This is a genomic window from bacterium, from assembly GCA_030018315.1.
In the GTDB taxonomy this organism is placed as follows: domain Bacteria; phylum Hydrothermota; class UBA3073; order JACQXS01; family JAGMCI01; genus JASEGA01.
On record JASEGA010000002.1, the window covers coordinates 65,314 to 84,232 of the forward strand.

Annotated in this window: 25 protein-coding genes, 1 tRNA gene and 1 rRNA gene; 1 reads left to right on the forward strand and 26 read right to left on the reverse strand. The window is 36.2% G+C overall.

The annotated features are described in order from the left end of the window. Positions 1–25: 25 nt before the first annotated feature. The 4 genes from QMD71_01565 to QMD71_01580 are packed head-to-tail and all read right to left on the reverse strand — an operon-like array spanning position 26 to position 3,484. Complete coding sequence (locus QMD71_01565) at positions 26–304, reverse strand: MazG nucleotide pyrophosphohydrolase domain-containing protein (protein MDI6839538.1); 279 nt, start codon at positions 302–304, stop codon at positions 26–28. Beyond that, positions 295–1,521, reverse strand: coding sequence for an electron transfer flavoprotein subunit alpha (locus tag QMD71_01570; GenBank protein MDI6839539.1), 1,227 nt, complete (start codon positions 1,519–1,521; stop codon positions 295–297). Before QMD71_01570 ends, QMD71_01565 begins: the two co-directional genes overlap by 10 nt. Continuing rightward, positions 1,518–2,300 (reverse strand): electron transfer flavoprotein subunit beta/FixA family protein, encoded by a 783-nt coding sequence (locus QMD71_01575; protein ID MDI6839540.1) that lies wholly within the window; start codon positions 2,298–2,300, stop codon positions 1,518–1,520. Before QMD71_01575 ends, QMD71_01570 begins: the two co-directional genes overlap by 4 nt. Then, a complete protein-coding gene (locus tag QMD71_01580; GenBank protein ID MDI6839541.1) occupies positions 2,300–3,484 on the reverse strand; it encodes a 2,3-bisphosphoglycerate-independent phosphoglycerate mutase in 1,185 nt (394 codons plus the stop codon). Before QMD71_01580 ends, QMD71_01575 begins: the two co-directional genes overlap by 1 nt. 170 nt (positions 3,485–3,654) lie before the next feature. Here QMD71_01580 and QMD71_01585 point away from each other — a divergent pair, with 170 nt between their 5' ends. Then, the gene (locus QMD71_01585) at positions 3,655–6,852 is read left to right on the forward strand and encodes a hypothetical protein (protein ID MDI6839542.1); all 3,198 of its coding nucleotides are present in this window, start codon (positions 3,655–3,657) and stop codon (positions 6,850–6,852) included. Positions 6,853–6,967: 115 nt separating this feature from the next. On the opposite strand, the gene QMD71_01590 is transcribed toward QMD71_01585, so the two are convergent. The 22 genes from QMD71_01590 to QMD71_01695 all read right to left on the reverse strand — a co-directional run bounded on the left by QMD71_01590 (position 6,968) and on the right by QMD71_01695 (position 18,849). Next, positions 6,968–7,273, reverse strand: a complete 306-nt coding sequence (locus QMD71_01590) for a hypothetical protein (GenBank protein ID MDI6839543.1) — start codon at positions 7,271–7,273, stop codon at positions 6,968–6,970. Between the two features lie 516 nt (positions 7,274–7,789). Next, the gene (locus QMD71_01595; GenBank protein MDI6839544.1) at positions 7,790–8,401 is read right to left on the reverse strand and encodes a 50S ribosomal protein L25; all 612 of its coding nucleotides are present in this window, start codon (positions 8,399–8,401) and stop codon (positions 7,790–7,792) included. 16 nt (positions 8,402–8,417) lie between these two features. Next, positions 8,418–9,347 (reverse strand): ribose-phosphate pyrophosphokinase, encoded by a 930-nt coding sequence (locus QMD71_01600; protein ID MDI6839545.1) that lies wholly within the window; start codon positions 9,345–9,347, stop codon positions 8,418–8,420. Positions 9,348–9,363: 16 nt separating this feature from the next. Beyond that, a tRNA-Gln gene (locus QMD71_01605) sits at positions 9,364–9,434 on the reverse strand. A gap of 31 nt (positions 9,435–9,465) precedes the next feature. Beyond that, positions 9,466–9,738 carry a septation regulator SpoVG gene (spoVG, locus tag QMD71_01610; GenBank protein MDI6839546.1) on the reverse strand — a complete coding sequence of 91 codons (273 nt, stop codon included), beginning with the start codon at positions 9,736–9,738 and terminating at the stop codon, positions 9,466–9,468. A 57-nt stretch (positions 9,739–9,795) separates the two neighbouring features. Continuing rightward, positions 9,796–10,638 carry a 4-(cytidine 5'-diphospho)-2-C-methyl-D-erythritol kinase gene (gene ispE, locus QMD71_01615; protein MDI6839547.1) on the reverse strand — a complete coding sequence of 281 codons (843 nt, stop codon included), beginning with the start codon at positions 10,636–10,638 and terminating at the stop codon, positions 9,796–9,798. A 36-nt stretch (positions 10,639–10,674) separates the two neighbouring features. Beyond that, complete coding sequence (locus QMD71_01620) at positions 10,675–11,076, reverse strand: type II toxin-antitoxin system VapC family toxin (GenBank protein ID MDI6839548.1); 402 nt, start codon at positions 11,074–11,076, stop codon at positions 10,675–10,677. Next, entirely contained in the window at positions 11,073–11,330 is a 258-nt protein-coding gene (locus QMD71_01625; GenBank protein ID MDI6839549.1) for a hypothetical protein, read from the reverse strand. Before QMD71_01625 ends, QMD71_01620 begins: the two co-directional genes overlap by 4 nt. Position 11,331: 1 nt before the next feature. Beyond that, the gene (locus QMD71_01630; GenBank protein MDI6839550.1) at positions 11,332–11,805 is read right to left on the reverse strand and encodes a toll/interleukin-1 receptor domain-containing protein; all 474 of its coding nucleotides are present in this window, start codon (positions 11,803–11,805) and stop codon (positions 11,332–11,334) included. 186 nt (positions 11,806–11,991) lie between these two features. Continuing rightward, positions 11,992–12,162, reverse strand: coding sequence for a hypothetical protein (locus QMD71_01635; protein ID MDI6839551.1), 171 nt, complete (start codon positions 12,160–12,162; stop codon positions 11,992–11,994). Positions 12,163–12,219: 57 nt separating this feature from the next. Then, positions 12,220–12,822: an SIS domain-containing protein gene (locus QMD71_01640; protein ID MDI6839552.1), complete on the reverse strand. Its 603-nt coding sequence runs from the start codon at positions 12,820–12,822 to the stop codon at positions 12,220–12,222. Continuing rightward, positions 12,791–13,648 carry a dTDP-4-dehydrorhamnose reductase gene (gene rfbD, locus QMD71_01645; GenBank protein ID MDI6839553.1) on the reverse strand — a complete coding sequence of 286 codons (858 nt, stop codon included), beginning with the start codon at positions 13,646–13,648 and terminating at the stop codon, positions 12,791–12,793. Before rfbD ends, QMD71_01640 begins: the two co-directional genes overlap by 32 nt. Continuing rightward, positions 13,569–14,345 (reverse strand): sugar phosphate nucleotidyltransferase, encoded by a 777-nt coding sequence (locus QMD71_01650; protein MDI6839554.1) that lies wholly within the window; start codon positions 14,343–14,345, stop codon positions 13,569–13,571. Before QMD71_01650 ends, rfbD begins: the two co-directional genes overlap by 80 nt. A 122-nt stretch (positions 14,346–14,467) precedes the next feature. Beyond that, positions 14,468–14,755: a HEPN domain-containing protein gene (locus QMD71_01655; protein ID MDI6839555.1), complete on the reverse strand. Its 288-nt coding sequence runs from the start codon at positions 14,753–14,755 to the stop codon at positions 14,468–14,470. After that, entirely contained in the window at positions 14,752–15,069 is a 318-nt protein-coding gene (locus tag QMD71_01660; protein MDI6839556.1) for a nucleotidyltransferase domain-containing protein, read from the reverse strand. Before QMD71_01660 ends, QMD71_01655 begins: the two co-directional genes overlap by 4 nt. Continuing rightward, a complete protein-coding gene (locus QMD71_01665) occupies positions 15,066–15,800 on the reverse strand; it encodes a geranylgeranylglyceryl/heptaprenylglyceryl phosphate synthase (GenBank protein MDI6839557.1) in 735 nt (244 codons plus the stop codon). Before QMD71_01665 ends, QMD71_01660 begins: the two co-directional genes overlap by 4 nt. A gap of 65 nt (positions 15,801–15,865) precedes the next feature. Further along, positions 15,866–15,980 (reverse strand): 5S ribosomal RNA (gene rrf / locus QMD71_01670). A 159-nt stretch (positions 15,981–16,139) separates the two neighbouring features. Next, entirely contained in the window at positions 16,140–17,375 is a 1,236-nt protein-coding gene (locus tag QMD71_01675; GenBank protein ID MDI6839558.1) for a DUF1015 domain-containing protein, read from the reverse strand. Between the two features lie 12 nt (positions 17,376–17,387). Continuing rightward, positions 17,388–17,666 carry a nucleotidyltransferase gene (locus QMD71_01680; protein ID MDI6839559.1) on the reverse strand — a complete coding sequence of 93 codons (279 nt, stop codon included), beginning with the start codon at positions 17,664–17,666 and terminating at the stop codon, positions 17,388–17,390. Next, positions 17,647–17,925 carry a hypothetical protein gene (locus tag QMD71_01685; protein MDI6839560.1) on the reverse strand — a complete coding sequence of 93 codons (279 nt, stop codon included), beginning with the start codon at positions 17,923–17,925 and terminating at the stop codon, positions 17,647–17,649. Before QMD71_01685 ends, QMD71_01680 begins: the two co-directional genes overlap by 20 nt. Before the next feature lie 332 nt (positions 17,926–18,257). Continuing rightward, positions 18,258–18,593 (reverse strand): hypothetical protein, encoded by a 336-nt coding sequence (locus QMD71_01690; protein MDI6839561.1) that lies wholly within the window; start codon positions 18,591–18,593, stop codon positions 18,258–18,260. Positions 18,594–18,621: 28 nt separating this feature from the next. Beyond that, positions 18,622–18,849, reverse strand: a complete 228-nt coding sequence (locus QMD71_01695) for a hypothetical protein (protein MDI6839562.1) — start codon at positions 18,847–18,849, stop codon at positions 18,622–18,624. Between the last annotated feature and the right edge of the window lie 70 nt (positions 18,850–18,919).

The window sequence follows — 18,919 nt, forward strand, 5'->3', positions numbered from 1 at the left end:
AACGAAGCAAAGAATCTATCCATAACTAAACATCACAGATACAAGGAAGTTTGCCACACTTTGGACAGCTATTAGCGTAACGCTTAACTGCCTGTTCCATGTCAATTCCCTTTATATTTGCAAGAGAGAACAACCAAGCACAGACATCGGCAAACTCTTCTTGTAAACACTTATTTGTCCGCATAGCACGAGAAAGCTCACCAACCTCCTCTATAAACCAAGTAAATGTATCACGTAAACCACGACCGGCATCCTTCTCATAATATATATCATAGATAAGATTTTGAAACTCTTTTATCTCCATCCATCCTCCTTTAGTCTTCTAGTTAACTTTGGAACTATCTCAAACAGGTCGCCTACAATGCCAAGGTCTGCTACCTTAAATATTGGAGCAGATGGGTCTTTATTTATTGCTATTATACGCTCAGAAGAAATCATACCAGCTAAATGCTGGATAGCACCTGAGATTCCACAAGCTATATAGATTTTAGGCCTCACTGTCTTACCAGTTTGACCAATCTGATGTGAATACGAAATCCAGCCAGCATCTACAGGTAACCTTGACGACCCAACTGCTGCCCCCAGTACAGCAGCTAAATCTTCAATTAGCTTGAAATTTTCAGGAGCTTTTAGTCCCCTGCCACCGGATACTATAATATCAGCTTCTTGAAGATTTACATACTGAGTTACATCTTCAATAAATTTAAGCACCCTCGTCCTTGACACAAACTCTGTATTAGGTAAAATTTCTTCCACTATTTTACCATTTCTACCAGCTTTTCTATCAGCTTCTTTCATAACTTTATACCTTACTGTCGCCATCTGCGGTCTACTGGTTCTACATAATATAGTAGCCATTATATTGCCACCAAAGGCAGGACGCGTCTGAGTCAATAGACCAGTTTTTTTATCTATATCGAGCTCAGTGCAGTCAGCAGTCAAACCTGTCTTAAGACGAGCAGATACACTCGGAAATAAAGTCCTGCCTATAGAGGTTGCACCAGCTAAAAATATTTCAGGTTTATACTTTAGCACTAATCTTGTAATTGCTCGAGTATAAGACTCAACATTGAAACTATCAAGCTTTTCATTCTCTACTACATAAACCTTATCTGCACCCCTGGATATAAGCTCGGTCCCGATAAAATCGGAATTAACATTATGCCCTAAAAGGACACAAGAAAGTTCTACTCGAGGTCGCACCTCTCGAGATCGCACCTCTCCTAATTTATCAGCAAGTTCTCTGCCTTTGCTAAGGAGTTCAAAAACTACCCTATGAACCTTACCATTCGTTTGCTCCGCAAATATCCATACACCTTGATAATCTTGCTCTCTCTCTTTTTTCTTATCTACTTTTTCCATTTTTATAGCACCAAACTCACATACAGGAACACAAGCGCCACAAAGGTTGCAATTGTCTTTAATAAAAGCTAACCCATCTTTTATCTCTATAGCCTCATAAGGACAAGCAGAAACACATAAACCACACCCATTACACTTATCTTTTATGATTTTTATCACTTTGAGAGAAATATCACAAGATGCTTTACAGCCTCATCTACAGAGCCATTAAATACTTTGCCACCCCTATTTTGGTCAGGAGTAAATATACGGACTACACAGGTCGGAGACCCAATTAGACCTACTTCATCAGCTTTTACATCTATCTCTTTAACTCCCCAAACAGGAATCTCAGTCTTTTTTGCTCTCAATTTGCCACTTAAACTTGGAAGCCGCGGCTCATTTATCTCTTTTACAACTGTGAATAATGCAGGTAGGGAAGTTTCAACAAGCTCAACCCCTCGCTCAACTAACCTTTCTACTATTGCATACTTTTGCGTTATTTCTGCAATTTTCCTGACAAAAGTAACTACAGGAATACCCAAAAATTCGGCTACCTCCGGTCCTACTTGGCCAGTATCACCATCTACTGCTTGCTTGCCACATAGGATAAGGTCAAAGTTGCCAATCTTCATTATTGCTGTTGCAAGAGTATAAGAAGTAGCTAAAGTATCTGAGCCAGCAAATTTAGGGTCAGAGATAAGAAATGCAGCATCTACACCCATTGAAATAGCCTCTTTAAGTGCTTCTTTTGCCTGAAGAGGACCCATTGAGATTGCAGTTACATTACCACCTAATTTCTCTTTTATTCTTATTCCTTCCTCTATAGCATACATATCAAATGGGTTTACAATTGATGGCACCCCCTCTCTCATAATAGTGTTCGTTTCGGGATTGATTTTAATTTCTACAGATTGCGATATATCCGGAACTTGCTTGATACAGACTATTATGTTCATTAGGCACCAAATTTCTTAAGCTTTAGTGCATAGGCAAGCATTAAAGTGAGTGCATGGATTGCATTAAATCGGCCTAACCCACCACTCATACACTCTCTTTCTGTAAACCTCTTAGCTGAATCCGGAATTACCCACTTTGAATAAAGTAAAAAAGGATTCGGATGCCAAGAATGTGCCTTCAAAAGGGCAGGCGTTGAGTGGTCACCAGTGACAACAAATACAGCTGGACTGAGATCAAGAAACTCAGGAATACGCCTATCTATCTCCTCAATTAGTTTTACCTTAGCATCAAAATTGCCATCTTCACCTAAACTATCTGTCCTTTTTATATGTAGATAAAAGAAATCGTAATCTTTAAAATGCTTCTTTAAAGTAGAAATCTCATCATCAATACTCGGCCCAGTATCTAACACAGCCATACCCACAAGCCTTGCAAGCCCACAATACATAGGATAACTTGCAATTGCAGCGGGTGTCAACTTAAACCTATCTTGCATTGAAGGGATAACAGGAGGCTTGGCAAAACCACGAAGAAGTACCATATTTGCGGGTGGAGAGAGAACTTTTCTTACTATATTTACAAAACTATTAACGACACGCGCAGTCTTCTCAGCATCAGGCACTATAGCTTCACATATATTTGGAGGAGTACCAACTTTTTGAGGGTCAGTCTCTGTTACCCTATCATCAAGTCTATCCCCACTGAGCACAAGGACAAACCTGTGTTCCTTACCAGGTGTTATCTCAACCTTTACATCTTCAATTTGTTTTATATTCGCCTTTAACCTATCACATATTTTCTTATTTTCTTCAGTAGATATCCTACCAGCCCGCCTATCCGTAATTATTCCATTTTTATCAACTGTAGCAAAGTTGCCACGAGCCGCAACAGTAGAAGAGTCAAGACTTATTCCAACACCTAAAGCCTCAAGCACTCCTCTACCTATCTGATATTTAACTGGATCATATCCAAAAAGGGAGAGATGAGCAGGCCCAGAGCCAGGTGTTATCCCAGGAGCTACAGGGTCTGTTACCCCAGTAACAGATATTTGGGTAAGTTTATCTAAATTTGGAGTGGACGCAGTCTCAAGCTCAGTAAAGCCAGCTTTCGGAACTCCACCAACACCATCCAAAACAAGTAACAAAATTTTAGATTCCGTCTTTACAGCCAACTCTTCTATCATATAAAAATTATATCCCTAAACCATTGAACTGTCAAGTAAAATAGTAGCTAACATGTAACTCAAGGCTTTAGCCTTGACACCCCATTCTCAGTACACATCAATGATTTCTCAGTGTAAATCAATCTACAAATTACTTGACTTTTAGTGAATTAAATATTATTTTAAAATAGATGAAATCACGAGGAAGACAACTTAGTCCTTGGATAAATATTAAAAAACGAGTAAGAAGGTTTGAAATTCTTGTTAAAACTGGAAGTAGTGTCATGATATTTTTGGCAAGTTTTGGAGGTGGACTATTCTTATATCTTGTTTTAGACTACATATTCTTTTTACCATCATGGATTAGATTATTATCACTTATTCTTGTATCTATAGTTAGTATCAGTTTTGTAGCAAAAGCCATTCTATCTAAATTTGACCCCATTAATGAACTTGAAAAAAATTTTCCAAAATTTAATGGACAACTGCTTGCTTCTATCTCATATTATCCAGAAATACTCGGATATTCTGATGAGCTCATATATGAAGTAAGGAGACAGACAGAGAGGATGCTGAAATCTATAAATATTAGAAGCGAAGTTAAAAGAAAATTGAAACCATTGGTCAAATTACCTATCATTAGTTGCGCACTCACTGTTGCTTTTATCTTATTTCTACCATCTCCTAAATCTATATGGGTGAAAAGATTTTTTAGCCCAAATCATAAGTTCATATCACTTACTGTATATCCGGGTGATAAAATAGTAACTTATGGTGACTCTTTAGAGATAAGGGTTACAGCCAAGGAAATAGTGCCAAGAAAGTTAGCTATTGTAGTAGATGGAAACTATATTACTCTTTACAAAAAATTTGGCTTCAAAACTACTATGCAACAAATAACGCAAGATATTATATATTATGCAAGAGTTAGTGATGTATCAAGTGATACACATAAAATTTTGGTCACTATTAGACCGTGGGTCAAGGATTTAAATCTCGTGTATAACTATCCAGAGTATACAAAAATTGCACAAGTCAAAACTACGAGTCCTATTATAGAAGCCCTATATGGAACAAGAATAGAAATTGAAGGCGAAGCAAACATAAATTTGAAGAAGGCAAGCCTACAGTTTAATAAAACACCTGATATACCATTAGAAGTGGAAGGCAAAAGATTTAAAGCAAGCTTTAATGCGACACATAATGATAGTTACCGAATATTTCTATCAGCAGCTAACGGGTTAGAAAATTTAAACCCTGAATCATATCCAATTAGGGTATGGAATGATGAGCCACCAAAGGTTGATATACTATTTCCAGCTACTGATATTGAAATGCCAGCAACTATGAAAATTCCGATAATCTTCCATACTATAGATGATTATGGAATATCTAAGTCAAAGCTTGTTACTGACAAAGGTGAACAGCTTATAACAAATGAAATTGGTCCGGATACAGTGATTAGTTATAATTGGGATGTCTCTGGATTTGAATTGCTTCCAGCTGATATATTAAAATATTGGATTGAAGTTTACGATAATGATGCTTTCAAAGGCCCTAAATGCGCAAAATCTGAGACTTATAAAATTTATTTCCCTACTGTTGAGGACATATATAAACAAGTGACTGGCGAACAAGCAAAGACAATGGATGAACTACAGAAAGTGATTGAAGACTTGAAAGCAGTCAGCGAACGATTGGAGACAATAACACCACAGACTGGGATACAGGAACTTAGCTGGGAGGAGAAGGAAAAGATAAAAGAGGTAATTGAGAAAGGAAAAGAAATTGAGAAAAAAATAGAAGGGCTTAAGAGTGACTTAAATGAACTTTATAAAAGAATGGAAAATACGATGTGGGTTGATAAGGATTTAATGGATAAAGTTAAAGAACTGCAAACACTATTCGCTGAACTTAACCTACCGGAACTAAATGAAGCTATCCGGAAACTTGAGGAAGCAGTGCAGAAAAATCCAGAAATGTTAGCTGATGCAATTAAGAACTTAAACTTGACACAAGATGAACTTAGAAAAAGGATTGAAAACACTATTGAGTTACTTAAAAAATTTAAACAAGAGCAGATGCTTAAATCTTTGGCAGAAGAGGCTTCAAAACTACAGGAATGGCAACAAAGTATAAATGAGAAGACTGAGAGGGGGGAGGAGGCTTTAACTGAGCTTGCCAAAGAGGAACAAGCGTTAAGCGAAGAGTTAGCTAAACTTGCACAGGAGTTAGATAAACTATCAAAAGAGTCAACATCATTAAAAGAAAATTTAGAACAAGAGGAGAGACGAGCCAGTGAAATTCGGTCTCAACTTAACCAAGCCGCAAATGAACTTGCAAAATCAAGTAGACCAATAAAACTACAGCAAAGAATATTAGAACAGCTGTCAAGGCTGACATCAAACCTTAACTCTCTGTATCAACAAATGATACAACAGGGAAAGGAACAGGTTGCACAACAGATAAAGAGACTTGAAAATGAGCTGCTGTTTTTGTCGGTTGAGGAAGAAGGATTAGGAAAAGTAAAGACCTTTCAGAGTGGGGTAGGTTTGGGTCTCCCGACCCAAACTGAAGGTGACTTACTTGATATGGCGTTTAGACAAGAAGCATTAATCAAAGGGACTAAAAATGTAAGTGATGAACTAAAATCATTAATGACCATTACCCCATTTATATCCTCATCTGCAATGCAACATATATCAAACTCTTTAAGCTCAATGGAATCTGCTAAACGAGGGTTTGAAGAACGTAATCTGGCAAAAGCACAGATGTCGCAGAAAATAGCAATGGCTGAACTTAACAAAGCAGTTACTGAACTTATGAAGGCTGAAGACGCTTTACAATCTGCATCATCTGCTTATGGGATGCAAGAACTGATGCAACAATTGGCACAATTGACACAGAAACAACAAGGATTGAATCAGATGATACAATCACTTCTGCCAATGAGCTTGGCACCAAGTGAACAGATGCAAGCTCTCGCTGACCTCATAGGACAACAGCAAGCAATATCAGAGGAGCTTAAGCAAATAGCAGAAGGCTTGAAAGGGAAAGTGCTCGGTGACCTCGGTGGGGTAGCGCAAGAGATGGAGAAGCTCGCAAAAGATTTACAAAAAGGAATTACAGATGAAATTGTAAAAAGACAAGAGGATATTTTAAAGCACTTGTTGGATGCACAAAAATCTATCTATACAAAGAAATACTCAAGACGAAGAATATCAGAACCAGGTGAAAACTTTACTAACCTACCATCGCCTCCACAACCAAAACTTGTCACCAAGAGAGGTATATCACAAAAGGATATTATAAAGGCTTTAAAAGAGAAGTATCCAAAAGAATACGAATCACTCATCCGTGCTTACTTCCGAATACTATCTACAGAATAAGAAGCAATTTTAAAGTTGTAAGACTTGGCTATTCTTATCTTAAATCTTTTAAAATAAAAATTAGTAGCCCGTCACCATTATTTCATATAAATTTTCTCTTTTTTACACAATGATCCTACCCCCTATTACCCAAAATGCTTCCGAGTCCAATACCAACACATGATTTGAAAAAAGAACATTCCTGCTTAAGTAATTTCCCTGTTACCCAGACACAAGAACTCCCTAACAGTATATTTCCTATCGTACAATACTTTATAAACACAATTGCACATTCTCGAGATTGATAAGGATAACGTTCACTCATATAGGCATTAAGTATTGCAAAAGTTGAACCTATACTTGTCCCTATCCCTGCTGCTCCAAATTCTACCCCATAAATTCCAGCTTGCTTCCACACAGATATATTGTTATTCTCACTCACTTTTGGACCTTGCAGAGATAAATTACTGAAATAAAGATAATCACTCGCGTGCAAACATCACGAGTCTACTCTGTAAGGAGAAACAGGGAAAGCAAAAGTATTTGTACCGATGAAGAAGAATATTTTCCGAACACATTCCAGCTATAAGAAGCTTCTATTTTGAACGCTTATCCACATAATATAACAATATTTACGGCTAATATTGTTAAAAATCCTTTTTTATACATGCTTCATCCTATTTTTCTTAAATATGATATTTATATTAATCCATTTTCTCACAGGAATCTGTATCTCTGTCAGTAATTCAGGTTCAGGAGTGTTCTTTGGACAGCTGATATAAACTTCTCTACACGGACCAATACATTTATAGCCTTCTTTGTTAATCCATTGATAGATTTCTACCCAGCTTTTACCTATTGTAGCATAAGACCCTTTTTGTAGAATAAGACCCTTTGTGAGTTATGACAGCAACTTCAACTGCTAGGAACTCCTTTACTTTTTTAATTTTTATGTCTGTTATTTCGCTTCCTCTTCTTTTACTTTTTCCTCTTTTTCTGCCGTTACTTCTTCTACTACTTTCTCAGGTGGCTTTTCTTCAAATACTCTTGGCATAAGGACTGTAGCTACCACGGAATCAAGACTTATGGTGAACTTGCCTTTTATTGGAGGTAAATCCTTTAGATGAATAGAATCGCCTATCTTTAGGTTGCTCACATCTACTTTAATTTCCTCTTGTATATCCTCAGGGAGACATTCAACTTCAACCTCAGATAATATATGCTCCAATATACCACCCTGCTCTTTTACTCCAATTGGAATGCCTTCAAATACTATCGGAATCCTAACTTTTACTTTCTCACCTTTACGTAAGTGTTGAAAATCAACATGGATTATTTTTGAGGTTACCGGGTCCCATTGCACATCTTTGACTATCACATCCAGCTTTTTGCCAAAATCAAGAGTGAAATGCTCAGTCTCACCTATCAGTTTAAGTTCATTTTCATCAACTTGAAGAAGAACTGGCTCTTCTCCATGCCCATAGACGATAACGGGTATCTTGTTCTTGTTCCTAAGCCTTTTTACTTCCCTTTTACCTTTTTTTGTCCTGATCTCTGCTTTTAACTTCATGGTTTACCTCTAGCTATTAGATAAAAAGGGAACTCACTGATGTCTCTTTATGAATTCTTAATATTGCTTCGCCCAATAAGTTAGCTATCGAAAGGACTTCAATTTTAGGTGAGTTATTCTTGAGCGGAAGGGTATCTGTGACAAATAATTTTTTAAGCTCTGATTCTTCTATTTTTTGGGTCGCAGTTCCTGAAAGTACTGGATGTGTACAATAACAGTAAATATTATTTGCTCCCTCTCGTTTTAAAGCGTAAGCAGCATTTACAATTGTGCCTCCTGTAGATATTATATCATCTACAAGAAGAACATCCTTATCACTCACATCACCTACAACATTTGTCACATAAGCCTCATCAGGGGCAGGTCTGCGCTTGTTGATAATAGCAAGCGGTAAATTACCCATACGCTTTGCAAGTCCCTCAGCTCGCTTGGCACCACCTACATCAGGAGCTACAATTATAAGGTTTTTTAATTCCATCTTCTTGAACCGCTCTAAAATGACAGGTGTAGCGTATAAATGGTCTACAGGGATGTCAAAGAAGCCTTGAATTTGGGCTGCATGCAAATCTACAGTTAGTATTCTATCTGCTCTGGCTGTCCTTATAAGGTTTGCAATTAGTTTTGACGAGATTGGGACCCTGGGTTCATCTTTTTTATCTTGACGTGCATATCCAAAATAAGGAATTACTGCGGTTATCCTTTTTGCTGATGCCCTACATGCAGCATCTATCATTAGAAGGAGCTCAAGCAGATTTTCTGCTGGTGGATGAGTAGATTGGACTATAAATACATCTACTCCTCTCACATTTTCACCAATCTTTACCTCAATCTCACCATCTGAAAACCTATCTACTACAGCATCAGCTAACGGTAAGCCTAAATATTTACATATCCCTTTTGCTAAATCAGGATTTGAACTCCCGGTTAAAACTTTTAATTCATTCATTTAACCCCCATTTTAACTCGAGGGGATGGATTCGAACCACCATTAATGGCTCCAAAGGCCACTGTCCTGCCATTAGACGACCCTCGAAATTACAGTGGATAGTGGAAAGTGGGCAGTGTTATTCTTTGGTCGCTGTGGACTTCAATGCCTTTTTATACTCATCAATAACTGCCTTCTCTATCTCCTCACGTGTCTCATTGTTAAGAGGATGTGCAATATCCTTGAAACTGCCATTCCCAAGCTTTCTTGAAGGCATTGCAACAAAAAGACCTTTTGTCCCCTCTATTACTCTTAAATCAGTTACAACAAAGCAATCGTCAATTGTGATTGAGGCAAATGCTTTAAGCTTGGGCTCGTCACGCAGAGTTATCTTTACTCCGGTAATCTCCATCTTGTCCTCCTATAGCACAGTGATTAGTGCCAATCTGATGGGTACACTTACCACTACTCACTTGCCACTGCTATTAACTGCATTTACAAGTTTAACATCAAGACCTATAAATTTCTTATTAAGTTTTATATCTCTTTCCTGTAAAATTCCGTAAACACAAGAACCACTGCCAGAGAGTGAAGCCCCTAAGGCACCTAATTTAAGTATATTCTCTTTTATTTCTTGCAATTTGGGATAAGTCTGAAATACCAATTGCTCAAAGTCATTATAAAGATTTTGGCTCAACTCCTTAATATTCCCGTTTAAAATAGCATTTTTTGAAATCTTAAAGTTACATCGCTCTTTTGTCAAGTAATTTTTTACCTCCTTATAAGCCCATGCAGTAGAAATAGAAAATTTGGGGTAAACTAAAATAAACCAGAGAGGTGCTTCTAAATGGGGGAGAGGCGTTATAATATCACCTCTTCCTTTTATAAATGCTATACCACCTTTAAGAAAGAATGGAACATCAGAACCTAGTTCTAATGCAAGCTTAAAAAGAGCATCGTAACTCAAAAGATTGCCAAAAAGATTGTTTAATCCAACAAGCGTCTTAGCTGCACAGGAACTACCACCACCTAAACCGGCACCAATCCAGATTTGCTTTGTGAGGTTGATTTTGACGCCAGTTTTAATACGCATTCGTGTTAGAAAGAGATTAGCGGCTTTAAAACACATATTCTCTTTACCATATGGAGGACAATTAGATGAAAAATCAATTCCATGGCTATTCTTAGAAATCTCAAGTTCGTCAAAAAAATTAATAGTCTGCATAATAGTCTCAATATTATGATACCCATCAGGTCTCTCACCTACAATTTTAAGCCCCAAATTTACTTTAGCATAAGCTTTAAGTAACATTATTATTTATAGGAATGTTGAATTTGTACTGTTATTTTAAGATAGCCAATTTTCAAGCTTTAGCCCTTGAATTCTATGAAAATCAGCGTCATCTGAAACAAGGATCAAGTTACTGGTTTTTGTTGTGGAAGCAATTAAAATATCCGCATCTTCAATAAGTTTTCCTCTCTGTTGCAAATTTGCGTAAATTTCCGCAGCTTCGTCAAAAACAGACTGAGTATCTAATAAAATCAAACCAAATTTTTTACAAAGTATATGAAATTTCTCTAACTGTGATGTAGCTTTAGCAGCCAAAAGACCTCTTTTTATTTCATAGTAACTTATTCCATTTATATAAATTTCCTCCCCTTCTATCACAACTCTTTGGACTTTTCTTTTGACTTTTTCATCTCCTTTTAATATTGCTGTAATGATATTTGTATCAAGCACATATGTCATTTAAAAAGAGACCTACGTTTCACTGCTTCCTCAAAAGTTTCCCTTTGTTTGGGAGATAACTCATCTAACATACCAAAAACAGTCTCTAATACATCGAGCTTTTCGAATAGAGAAACAAGGTTGCTAACTACCTTTGTATTTTCAAAGATATGTGGAATAGTATTATTCCATTCCTTCAACATTTGTTTTTCGAAACTACTAAACTCCTTTATCTCTTTTTTATTATAGATTTTTCCTACCTGTGCTATTGGCATTTCAATCCTTTTTCAAAGAATAAAGGAATAATAAAATTAGTCCACCAACCAAAAATCCTGTAAGAAGATCCTGAGTTTTTTTATCTTGTATTAACCGTTGAATCCTCTGGGATACTTCTGATATTGTACTCAAAGGATTACTACGATTTATTACAATTTTTTTACAAGAAGAATTAATTGGAACCTTAGCATCAGCCACTAAAAGAAGAGGTTTACGAGGCGTTAAATTTTGACCATAAACAACTTCTGTATTAACCCATTGAGAATGATGTCCTTCTTGGCTGGCTATGGCAATTATATAGTTTGCCTTTTTTATTTCCTTTTTAATATCTTCGGGAACGACATTATCTGGCTTCCAATCTCTGCGGGGGATAAAAGGAACTGCCCCCCGCCGGGCTACTTCTTCAGCCATTGCATCTACTAAAGCAAGCTCCCTTGGTGCTACACTATGACTGATAAAAATCCTAATTGACATTCTGATACTTTTGCCTCTATCAACTTATCTCTTCTTTCTGTTTTGGTTTTTTAAACACAGCTATAGGAATACCGATAGCTATAAATATACATCCTATAAAACCTATTATCAATCCCTTTGTTTTTGCTCTCTCAAACTTAATAAGTTGCTCAAAACCTTCTATTATCTCGAGTACATCGTGTGGAGTTAACCTCTTTCATTCCTCAAATCCATATTCCTCAAATCTGCTTTTGTAACTGCTATGGCTTCATTTATATCACAACCCAACACATTTTTTACCATTAATCTCTCTAGGTAGTTTAAAATACCCAAATAAACTCCACTGACTATCAGTATCAGTACTCCTATTTTTATCAAATTTAATCCTCTTTTTCTCCCTTTTTCCTAAAAATTGTACAGTATAAATCCAAAATGTCAATCTTTTTCTCTCGTTATCTCTGTTTCAACTATTTCACATATTATGTGTCCGATAAGAATATGAGCTTCCTGAATCCGTTGTGTATTAGAAGAAGGGACTTTTATTCCAATATCTACGAGCTTCACAAGTTTATCACCTTTCTCACCTGTTAGTCCAATTGTATAAATACCTATAGATTTAGATACTTCTACTGCTTTAATTATATTTGGTGATTCACCTGAAGTTGAGATTGCAATTAGGACATCGCCTTTTTTGCCAAGTGATTCAATTTGTCGCGCAAAGACAATGTCAAATGAAGTATCATTCGGGATAGCTGTTAAAAGCGAGGTGTTTGTTGTAAGTGCAATAGCTGGAAAACTTTGCCTTTCTTTTTGTAATTTTGCAACAAATTCGCAAGCAAGATGCTGAGAATCTGCTGCTGACCCTCCATTACCACAGAGAAGAATTTTTTTGCCCTGCCTTAAAGCCTTAAGCACAATGTTTGTTGCCATTCCAATTTCAACTGTTTTTTTCTTTAATAGTTCTTTTGTACGAATACTTTCATCTATTATTCTTAAAACTTCACGCTTATAATTTTGCATTTTCTTTGATGTATTCATTTAACGCCTCCTCCCACGGCCTTAAAGGTTTGCCAAAAACTCTGTCCCACACAAAATTTAGTAGTCTCCAATTATATGGCCTTTTTGCTGGCTTTTTAAGTTTTTGAGAACTTATTGGTAGAACCTCACAACTGATTTTAGAAATTTTAATTATAGCCTGCGCAAATTCATACCAAGAACAACAGTCAGAATTTGTGATATGATAAATTCCAAAATATTTGGTTTTGATTAATTTCTGAATTGCATGTGCAATGTCTTTAGTATAAGTCGGTGCCCCAATCTGGTCGTCAACTACTTCAATTTTATGCGTCTCCTTACCTTTTTTAACAACCGTATCAACAAAATTTTTACCCCATTTCCCATAAAGACCGGATGTCCTAATAATCCAAAATTTTTCTAAAAGCTTCTTAACCCATAACTCACCGTCAAGTTTTGTCTTACCATAAATATTTATAGGATTTGGTGAATCCCATTCCAAATAAGGGGTAGGTTTCTTACCATCAAAAATATAATCAGTTGAAATATAAAGAATTGGAACCCTAAGCTCCTGACAGGCAAGACATACATTCTTTGTCCCTATAGAATTAACTTTACAGGCTCGTTTGGGATTGAGTTCACAGCCATCTACATCAGTATAGGCAGCAAGATGAATTACAAGAGATGGATTTAGATTAACAATACTTTGAATACTTTTAGTAAGAGTAATGTCTAAGTTATGTATGTCAGTAGGAATAAGTATATAATCCTTAAGGAGTGGTATCAGGTCTCTTCCAAGCATCCCTGATGCACCAGTAATTAGGATTTCCTTTTTTACGGTTGGCGACATAATTATTTATCTCAAGCAAAGCATCTACTGATACACCGGCATCACCCCACCAGCCATCAAATATTTCATAAGTTAGCTTTCCACATTTTGCATACCAATCGTTTACATCGCTGATTTCAAGTTCACCACGAGCTGATGGCTTAAGACTACGAATTATATCAAATACCTGTGAGCCATACATATATACGCCTATAACAGCGTAATTTGAGAGCAGTGCTGATGGCTTTTCAATTACTTTTCTAATTGTTTTACCTTCAATAATAGGTACTCCATAATCACTTGGGTTCGGTACTTCTTTTAAAAGAACTTTTGCACCATCCTCAACTTCAAATTGCTTTACTGCATGAGCTATACTACCGTCCAGAATATTATCTCCAAGTATAACAACAAATTTATCATCCCCTATGAATTCTGATGTCAAAAGAATTGCATGAGCAATCCCTTTCTCTTCTTCTTGATATGTGTAACCGAGCCTTTTTAGCCCCAATTGCCTACCATCGCCAAGTAACCGTAAGAAGTCGCCTGCTGAGTTACCGCCGGTCACAAGTATCACTTCCTTAATTCCTGCATCCACAAGTGTAAAAATTGGGTAACATATCATTGGCATATCATACACAGGGAGTAGGTGCTTGTTAGTTATTTTTGTCAGTGGATAAAGCCTTGTACCAAGACCACCTGCAAGAACTACACCTTTCATATATTCAGGTCTCTTTGATTCTATATCCTTTTTCTTTTAAATATTTAATAGATTGTTTTAGAAATCCTTGTGCATTTTTAACATGGTTTGCTGTCTCTTTCTTAGATATTTCTTTAATAACTTCATAATCCTCCTATTTGCCTGTCTTTAAAAGCATCAAGAAGATAGGAATGAAGATTTAATGATAACAACTTTGTCTTAGTAAAGTGTTTTCCAAAAACTGCTATTACTGCAGAGTGTTTAGAAAAACTTAAATTTTTTGTAAGAAGAAGTGCTTCAGCACAATAAAACATAGAGTAGTAAGCTCTTGAAATAGAAAAATCGTAATCTTTTCTTTTATATAGCACTTCCGCTACTTCAAGACTCCGCTGGGCTTTGTGAATTAGTCTTTTGACTTCCTCTTCATTCATACAGAAACTACCTTTTTCTTGATGTTTATGAGAAACGGTGTTCTATACTTTTGATATTCTTCTTGTGAGAACAAAAATTCTGAAATTACAACATCGTATTTCAGAGATAAATTATTTGAGACATTTCTTATTCCCATTTTTTCTTTAAAACACGGTTCACTTTTAAGAACAATAGCTATATCTATATCAGACCCTGCTTTTGCTTCATTTCTTCCGTGAGACCCAAATAATAATATCCTTTCCAAATTATCGCTGCTAATTTTTCTAATAGCTTCCTTAAATTCGCTCAGAATAAGCTTAATTTTACTATTCATTTTATTTTATGAATTGCAGCCGCAAAATCTTTGGCTAATTGAGGCTCCTTTTGCAATACATCTCCTATCACAACTCCTTGCGCACCGGCAGCAACTTTTGACTTGGCATCAGCTGGAGTCCTAATTCCACCGCCTACAATAATTGGTATAGTTATATAATCCCTGACCTCGCGTATCATTTGATTTGGAACAGAGTTGCTGGCACCACTACCTGCGTCAAGATATACAAGTTTCATTCCCAAATATTCAGTTGCAAGTGCATGATATTTTGCAATGTCAGGTTTATCTCTTGGAATTGGTAGCGTATGACTCATAAACAAGACACTGGTCAGATTACCTGATTCTATAAGTAAATATCCTGTAGGTATAACTTCAAGCCCAAATTCCTTAATAATTGGTGAAGCCTTTACATGTTCACCTATTAGATATTCTGGATTCCTGCCAGAGATTAACGATAAAAATAAGATGGCATCTGCATGCTTTGAGAGCTGAGTTGAATTTCCGGGAAAGATAATAACAGGTACAGTTGAATGAGATTTGACTAGTTTTGTGAACTCGTCAAAATTAGGCTTCTCTATTGTACTTCCACCAACTAATATTGCATCCGCCCCATTAGCACATATGTTTTTAATTTTGGATTCTATACCCTGTAAATTTATGTCAGGGTCAAGTGGGACTAAAAAGGCTGCTCCTTTTTGCTTAAAAATACGAGTTAGATACGAATAAACCACTTATCTTTTGGAGTGCAAAATCGGTGATTTTGCGCAATCCTTAACTTTTTAGTTTTTTAAAACAACCCCGGCAGCACCTACTCTCCCATACCGCTTCCAGTATAGTACCATCGGCCTCTGGGGCTTAACTGCCGTGTTCGGAATGGGAACGGGTGTGGCCCCCAAAGTATAGCCGCCGGGAACAGTTTACATTTTAAAATATCACTTTTAAAGCTTTTGTCAAGTAAAAAGAAACCAAAGATGACACAGATTTTCACAAGATAAAGATAAATTATAAGAACAAATCTGGTGCTAATCTTGTGTAATCTTGTGATTTATACTTTCATAGTATATTAAGTTTTATAGTTTATTTATTACAAGTCCAGTGATAAGTTTAGGATAAAAGTCGGTTGATTTCTGAGGCATTACTTCACGACATGCTGAAATTTTACGCACCTCTTCTATACGGGTTGGATTTAAGATAAAAAATAAATCATATTTGCCAGCCTTTACACCTTCTATACCTTCGTCTATATCCCTCAAATAGTCTATATTTTCCTTCCTTGCTATCTTTTCCTTTGAAATCATTAGCACATGCTCAATGATTACAGAGTGCAGAACAGTTACATCTAAAGTCTTATACTCATAGGTTCTGTCCTTGCTGACAAATTTGTCCATTAAGTTAGCATTTTTTAATTTTAGAACCCAAAACTTACCATTATATAAGCCAAATACATGCTTTTTACCTGAAAGTGCAGTTAAAACTGATTCTTTGGAATTGTGTTCTTTGACAGCAAAAAATTTAGTAACTTTATCTATAAATCCCTCAGTTGATATGCCATAAATTGCTCTGTGGGTGGGTAAAATTAAAAGACCAGGGTCCTCCATTGATACAAAGGTTACCATCCTATGGGTTGCGGTTGGGTTTTCTTTTGAATAATTAAGTGCTGTCTCATATCTATGATGCCCATCTGCAATGAGTAATGTTTTTGTTGCCATTAATCGCTGAATACTTGAAATTGTCTCTTCATCCCATATTCTCCATAGCTTATGGGAGACTCTTTTTTCATAAGATTCGGAGATATCAATTAATGGAGGAGTAGCAGAGATTTTGGCGTCAATTAAATTTGATATTTTATTTTCTATATCCGAATAAAGCATAAATATTTGACCAAAGTTGGCGCGTGTTGCACGGAGCAATTTTAATCTATCTTCTTTAGGAGCAGATAGAGTACGTTCATGGGGTAAGACTACGCCTGTAGAAAAATCTTCAAGCTTTAATATTGCAACAAACCCTTTACGGAGTTTAGACTCACCTTGTGGAGTAATATATTCTTGAAAATAAGGATAAATTGACGGCTCTTTATCTTGAATTAATATACCTTCATCCTGCCATTGTTCAAAAAATGTATTCGCTCCAGTATACGGGTCTTTCTCTTTATTAAGCTCAATCCTAATAATATTATACTCACTTTTTTTATAATATGCTTCCTGCATACTGGGTGTGATTTTATCATAAGGTTGAGTGACTACATCAGATAAATTAACTTTCTCTTGATTATATCTTATCCCTTTAAACGGCTTAATCTCTGCCATTTTTGCTCCCCCTTATCTTAACTTTTTTAATTTTTTAAATCTTTCTTTAAAGTCTGAGGCATACTCATTTCTTAAAGTATCTGCTAAGCATTCCATTCTTTTCCAATCAAGGTTATCACTTTGAGCTTCTATAAGTTCTTTTATATCTTGTTCGTCAAATCTTGTTAGCTTCCTTCTACCCAATTTATAAAGAATTAACTCCTCTGGTCGAGCTACTCTCCATTTCTTGCCAAATATCTTAACTTCTACAGCTCTTTCCAATGCCACACGGTCAATAGTTATAGCTTGCAATCCTGAGATCGATTGAATGACTGGTCTTCTCATCTCTAAACTTAACTGGCAATCCTTTTAATAGTCTTTCTGCAAGATCCATTTTATACTCGCCTTCATCCTTCCTGCTACGCATTTCCTTTATAAACTCGATGAGCCACTTGAGTATCTTAGTCTTTTTCTCTTTTGGTAATTTCTTCCACTCCTCTGCTTGCTCCTCACTTATCTCCTCGTAAGCCTTGTCAATTTCGGCTTGGTTAATAGGTTTAATGCATTCCATACTGTTCTTGCCAGTAATACAACTATCCTTATTCCTGATGAGTTTCTTGAATTTTACACATTCCCAGCCTCTTTCTGTCAAAATTAGGTGCTCACATTTCGGTATCTCGTCTCCTTTTTAACATTCCTTGAAAGCTATTAACGGATTAATAAAATAGGATATAAATTTTCCTTTATGCGGTCATATTCATGACCAATCTCCTCTGCAAGCTTATACTTTGATTTCTTAATCACTATCATCTATCTCCTTGCAAGGAAAAAAGAACCATCCCCATAGCCTTTGGAGAAAACAAAGCTAACTGCAAACATGCTGTTAGGTAGAGCTCATTCAGATTAATCCCATGCGATCTTTCTGGGCTTGCCCTCAAGATATTCCTTGATTAAGTCTTGTATTAAATGACACCTCTCAATTAATTCTTCGCACATTACAGCGTAAGCTTTGAATGGTTCAGGTAACTGCTCGGATGCCTTAACCTCGATGAGCTCTCTGAATATATTCTCTAGGAATTTATCAACAACTTTTATACTTCCATATATTACGTTAAGACTTCCACGTTCATCTTCGCTTAATCGAGGGCCGACATCACCAATATAGAGATCATAAAGATATGTTATACAGGAAACATTTTGGCTTGGTAAAAGTCTCTGTTTATTTAAGGCTTCTTTCAAATTATTCAGATGATCAATTTTTGAGGTATCAATCCCCAATTACTACGTAGTTCGCTATCGATGGCTTTTCTTTTTTTCTGATGGATAATTTATCTTTAATAATTTCCCATATGACTGATAGTAGGAACCCTACTACAACCCCAACCACTACCCAAAATCCACTACACTCATAAAGTTTCAACAAATCAGCCTCCTGACTATGAGTTTCGCATAACTCATTTATCTCTGAAGTTTGGATATCCTTCCATTTGGGCAAAATTTATACACATTTCTTACCTCAACTTTACAACCTTTACTGGTTTATAGTCCTTAACTTTTAGAAAATA

Coding starts and splice junctions, on each gene's coding strand:
- QMD71_01625 (MDI6839549.1), bottom strand. CDS start 11,330: ATGCCAATAGCACAGGTAGGAAAAATCTATAATAAAAAAGAGATAAAG.
- QMD71_01655 (MDI6839555.1), bottom strand. CDS start 14,755: ATGAATGAAGAGGAAGTCAAAAGACTAATTCACAAAGCCCAGCGGAGT.
- spoVG (MDI6839546.1), bottom strand. CDS start 9,738: ATGGAGATTACCGGAGTAAAGATAACTCTGCGTGACGAGCCCAAGCTT.
- QMD71_01585 (MDI6839542.1), top strand. CDS start 3,655: ATGAAATCACGAGGAAGACAACTTAGTCCTTGGATAAATATTAAAAAA.
- QMD71_01565 (MDI6839538.1), bottom strand. CDS start 304: ATGGAGATAAAAGAGTTTCAAAATCTTATCTATGATATATATTATGAG.
- QMD71_01660 (MDI6839556.1), bottom strand. CDS start 15,069: ATGAATAGTAAAATTAAGCTTATTCTGAGCGAATTTAAGGAAGCTATT.
- QMD71_01685 (MDI6839560.1), bottom strand. CDS start 17,925: ATGGAATGCATTAAACCTATTAACCAAGCCGAAATTGACAAGGCTTAC.
- rfbD (MDI6839553.1), bottom strand. CDS start 13,648: ATGTCGCCAACCGTAAAAAAGGAAATCCTAATTACTGGTGCATCAGGG.
- QMD71_01600 (MDI6839545.1), bottom strand. CDS start 9,347: ATGAATGAATTAAAAGTTTTAACCGGGAGTTCAAATCCTGATTTAGCA.
- QMD71_01575 (MDI6839540.1), bottom strand. CDS start 2,300: ATGAACATAATAGTCTGTATCAAGCAAGTTCCGGATATATCGCAATCT.
- QMD71_01595 (MDI6839544.1), bottom strand. CDS start 8,401: ATGAAGTTAAAAGCAGAGATCAGGACAAAAAAAGGTAAAAGGGAAGTA.
- ispE (MDI6839547.1), bottom strand. CDS start 10,638: ATGTTACTTAAAGCTTATGCTAAAGTAAATTTGGGGCTTAAAATTGTA.
- QMD71_01580 (MDI6839541.1), bottom strand. CDS start 3,484: ATGATAGAAGAGTTGGCTGTAAAGACGGAATCTAAAATTTTGTTACTT.
- QMD71_01650 (MDI6839554.1), bottom strand. CDS start 14,345: ATGAAAGGTGTAGTTCTTGCAGGTGGTCTTGGTACAAGGCTTTATCCA.
- QMD71_01620 (MDI6839548.1), bottom strand. CDS start 11,076: ATGACATATGTGCTTGATACAAATATCATTACAGCAATATTAAAAGGA.
- QMD71_01675 (MDI6839558.1), bottom strand. CDS start 17,375: ATGGCAGAGATTAAGCCGTTTAAAGGGATAAGATATAATCAAGAGAAA.
- QMD71_01640 (MDI6839552.1), bottom strand. CDS start 12,822: ATGAATACATCAAAGAAAATGCAAAATTATAAGCGTGAAGTTTTAAGA.
- QMD71_01630 (MDI6839550.1), bottom strand. CDS start 11,805: ATGTCAATTAGGATTTTTATCAGTCATAGTGTAGCACCAAGGGAGCTT.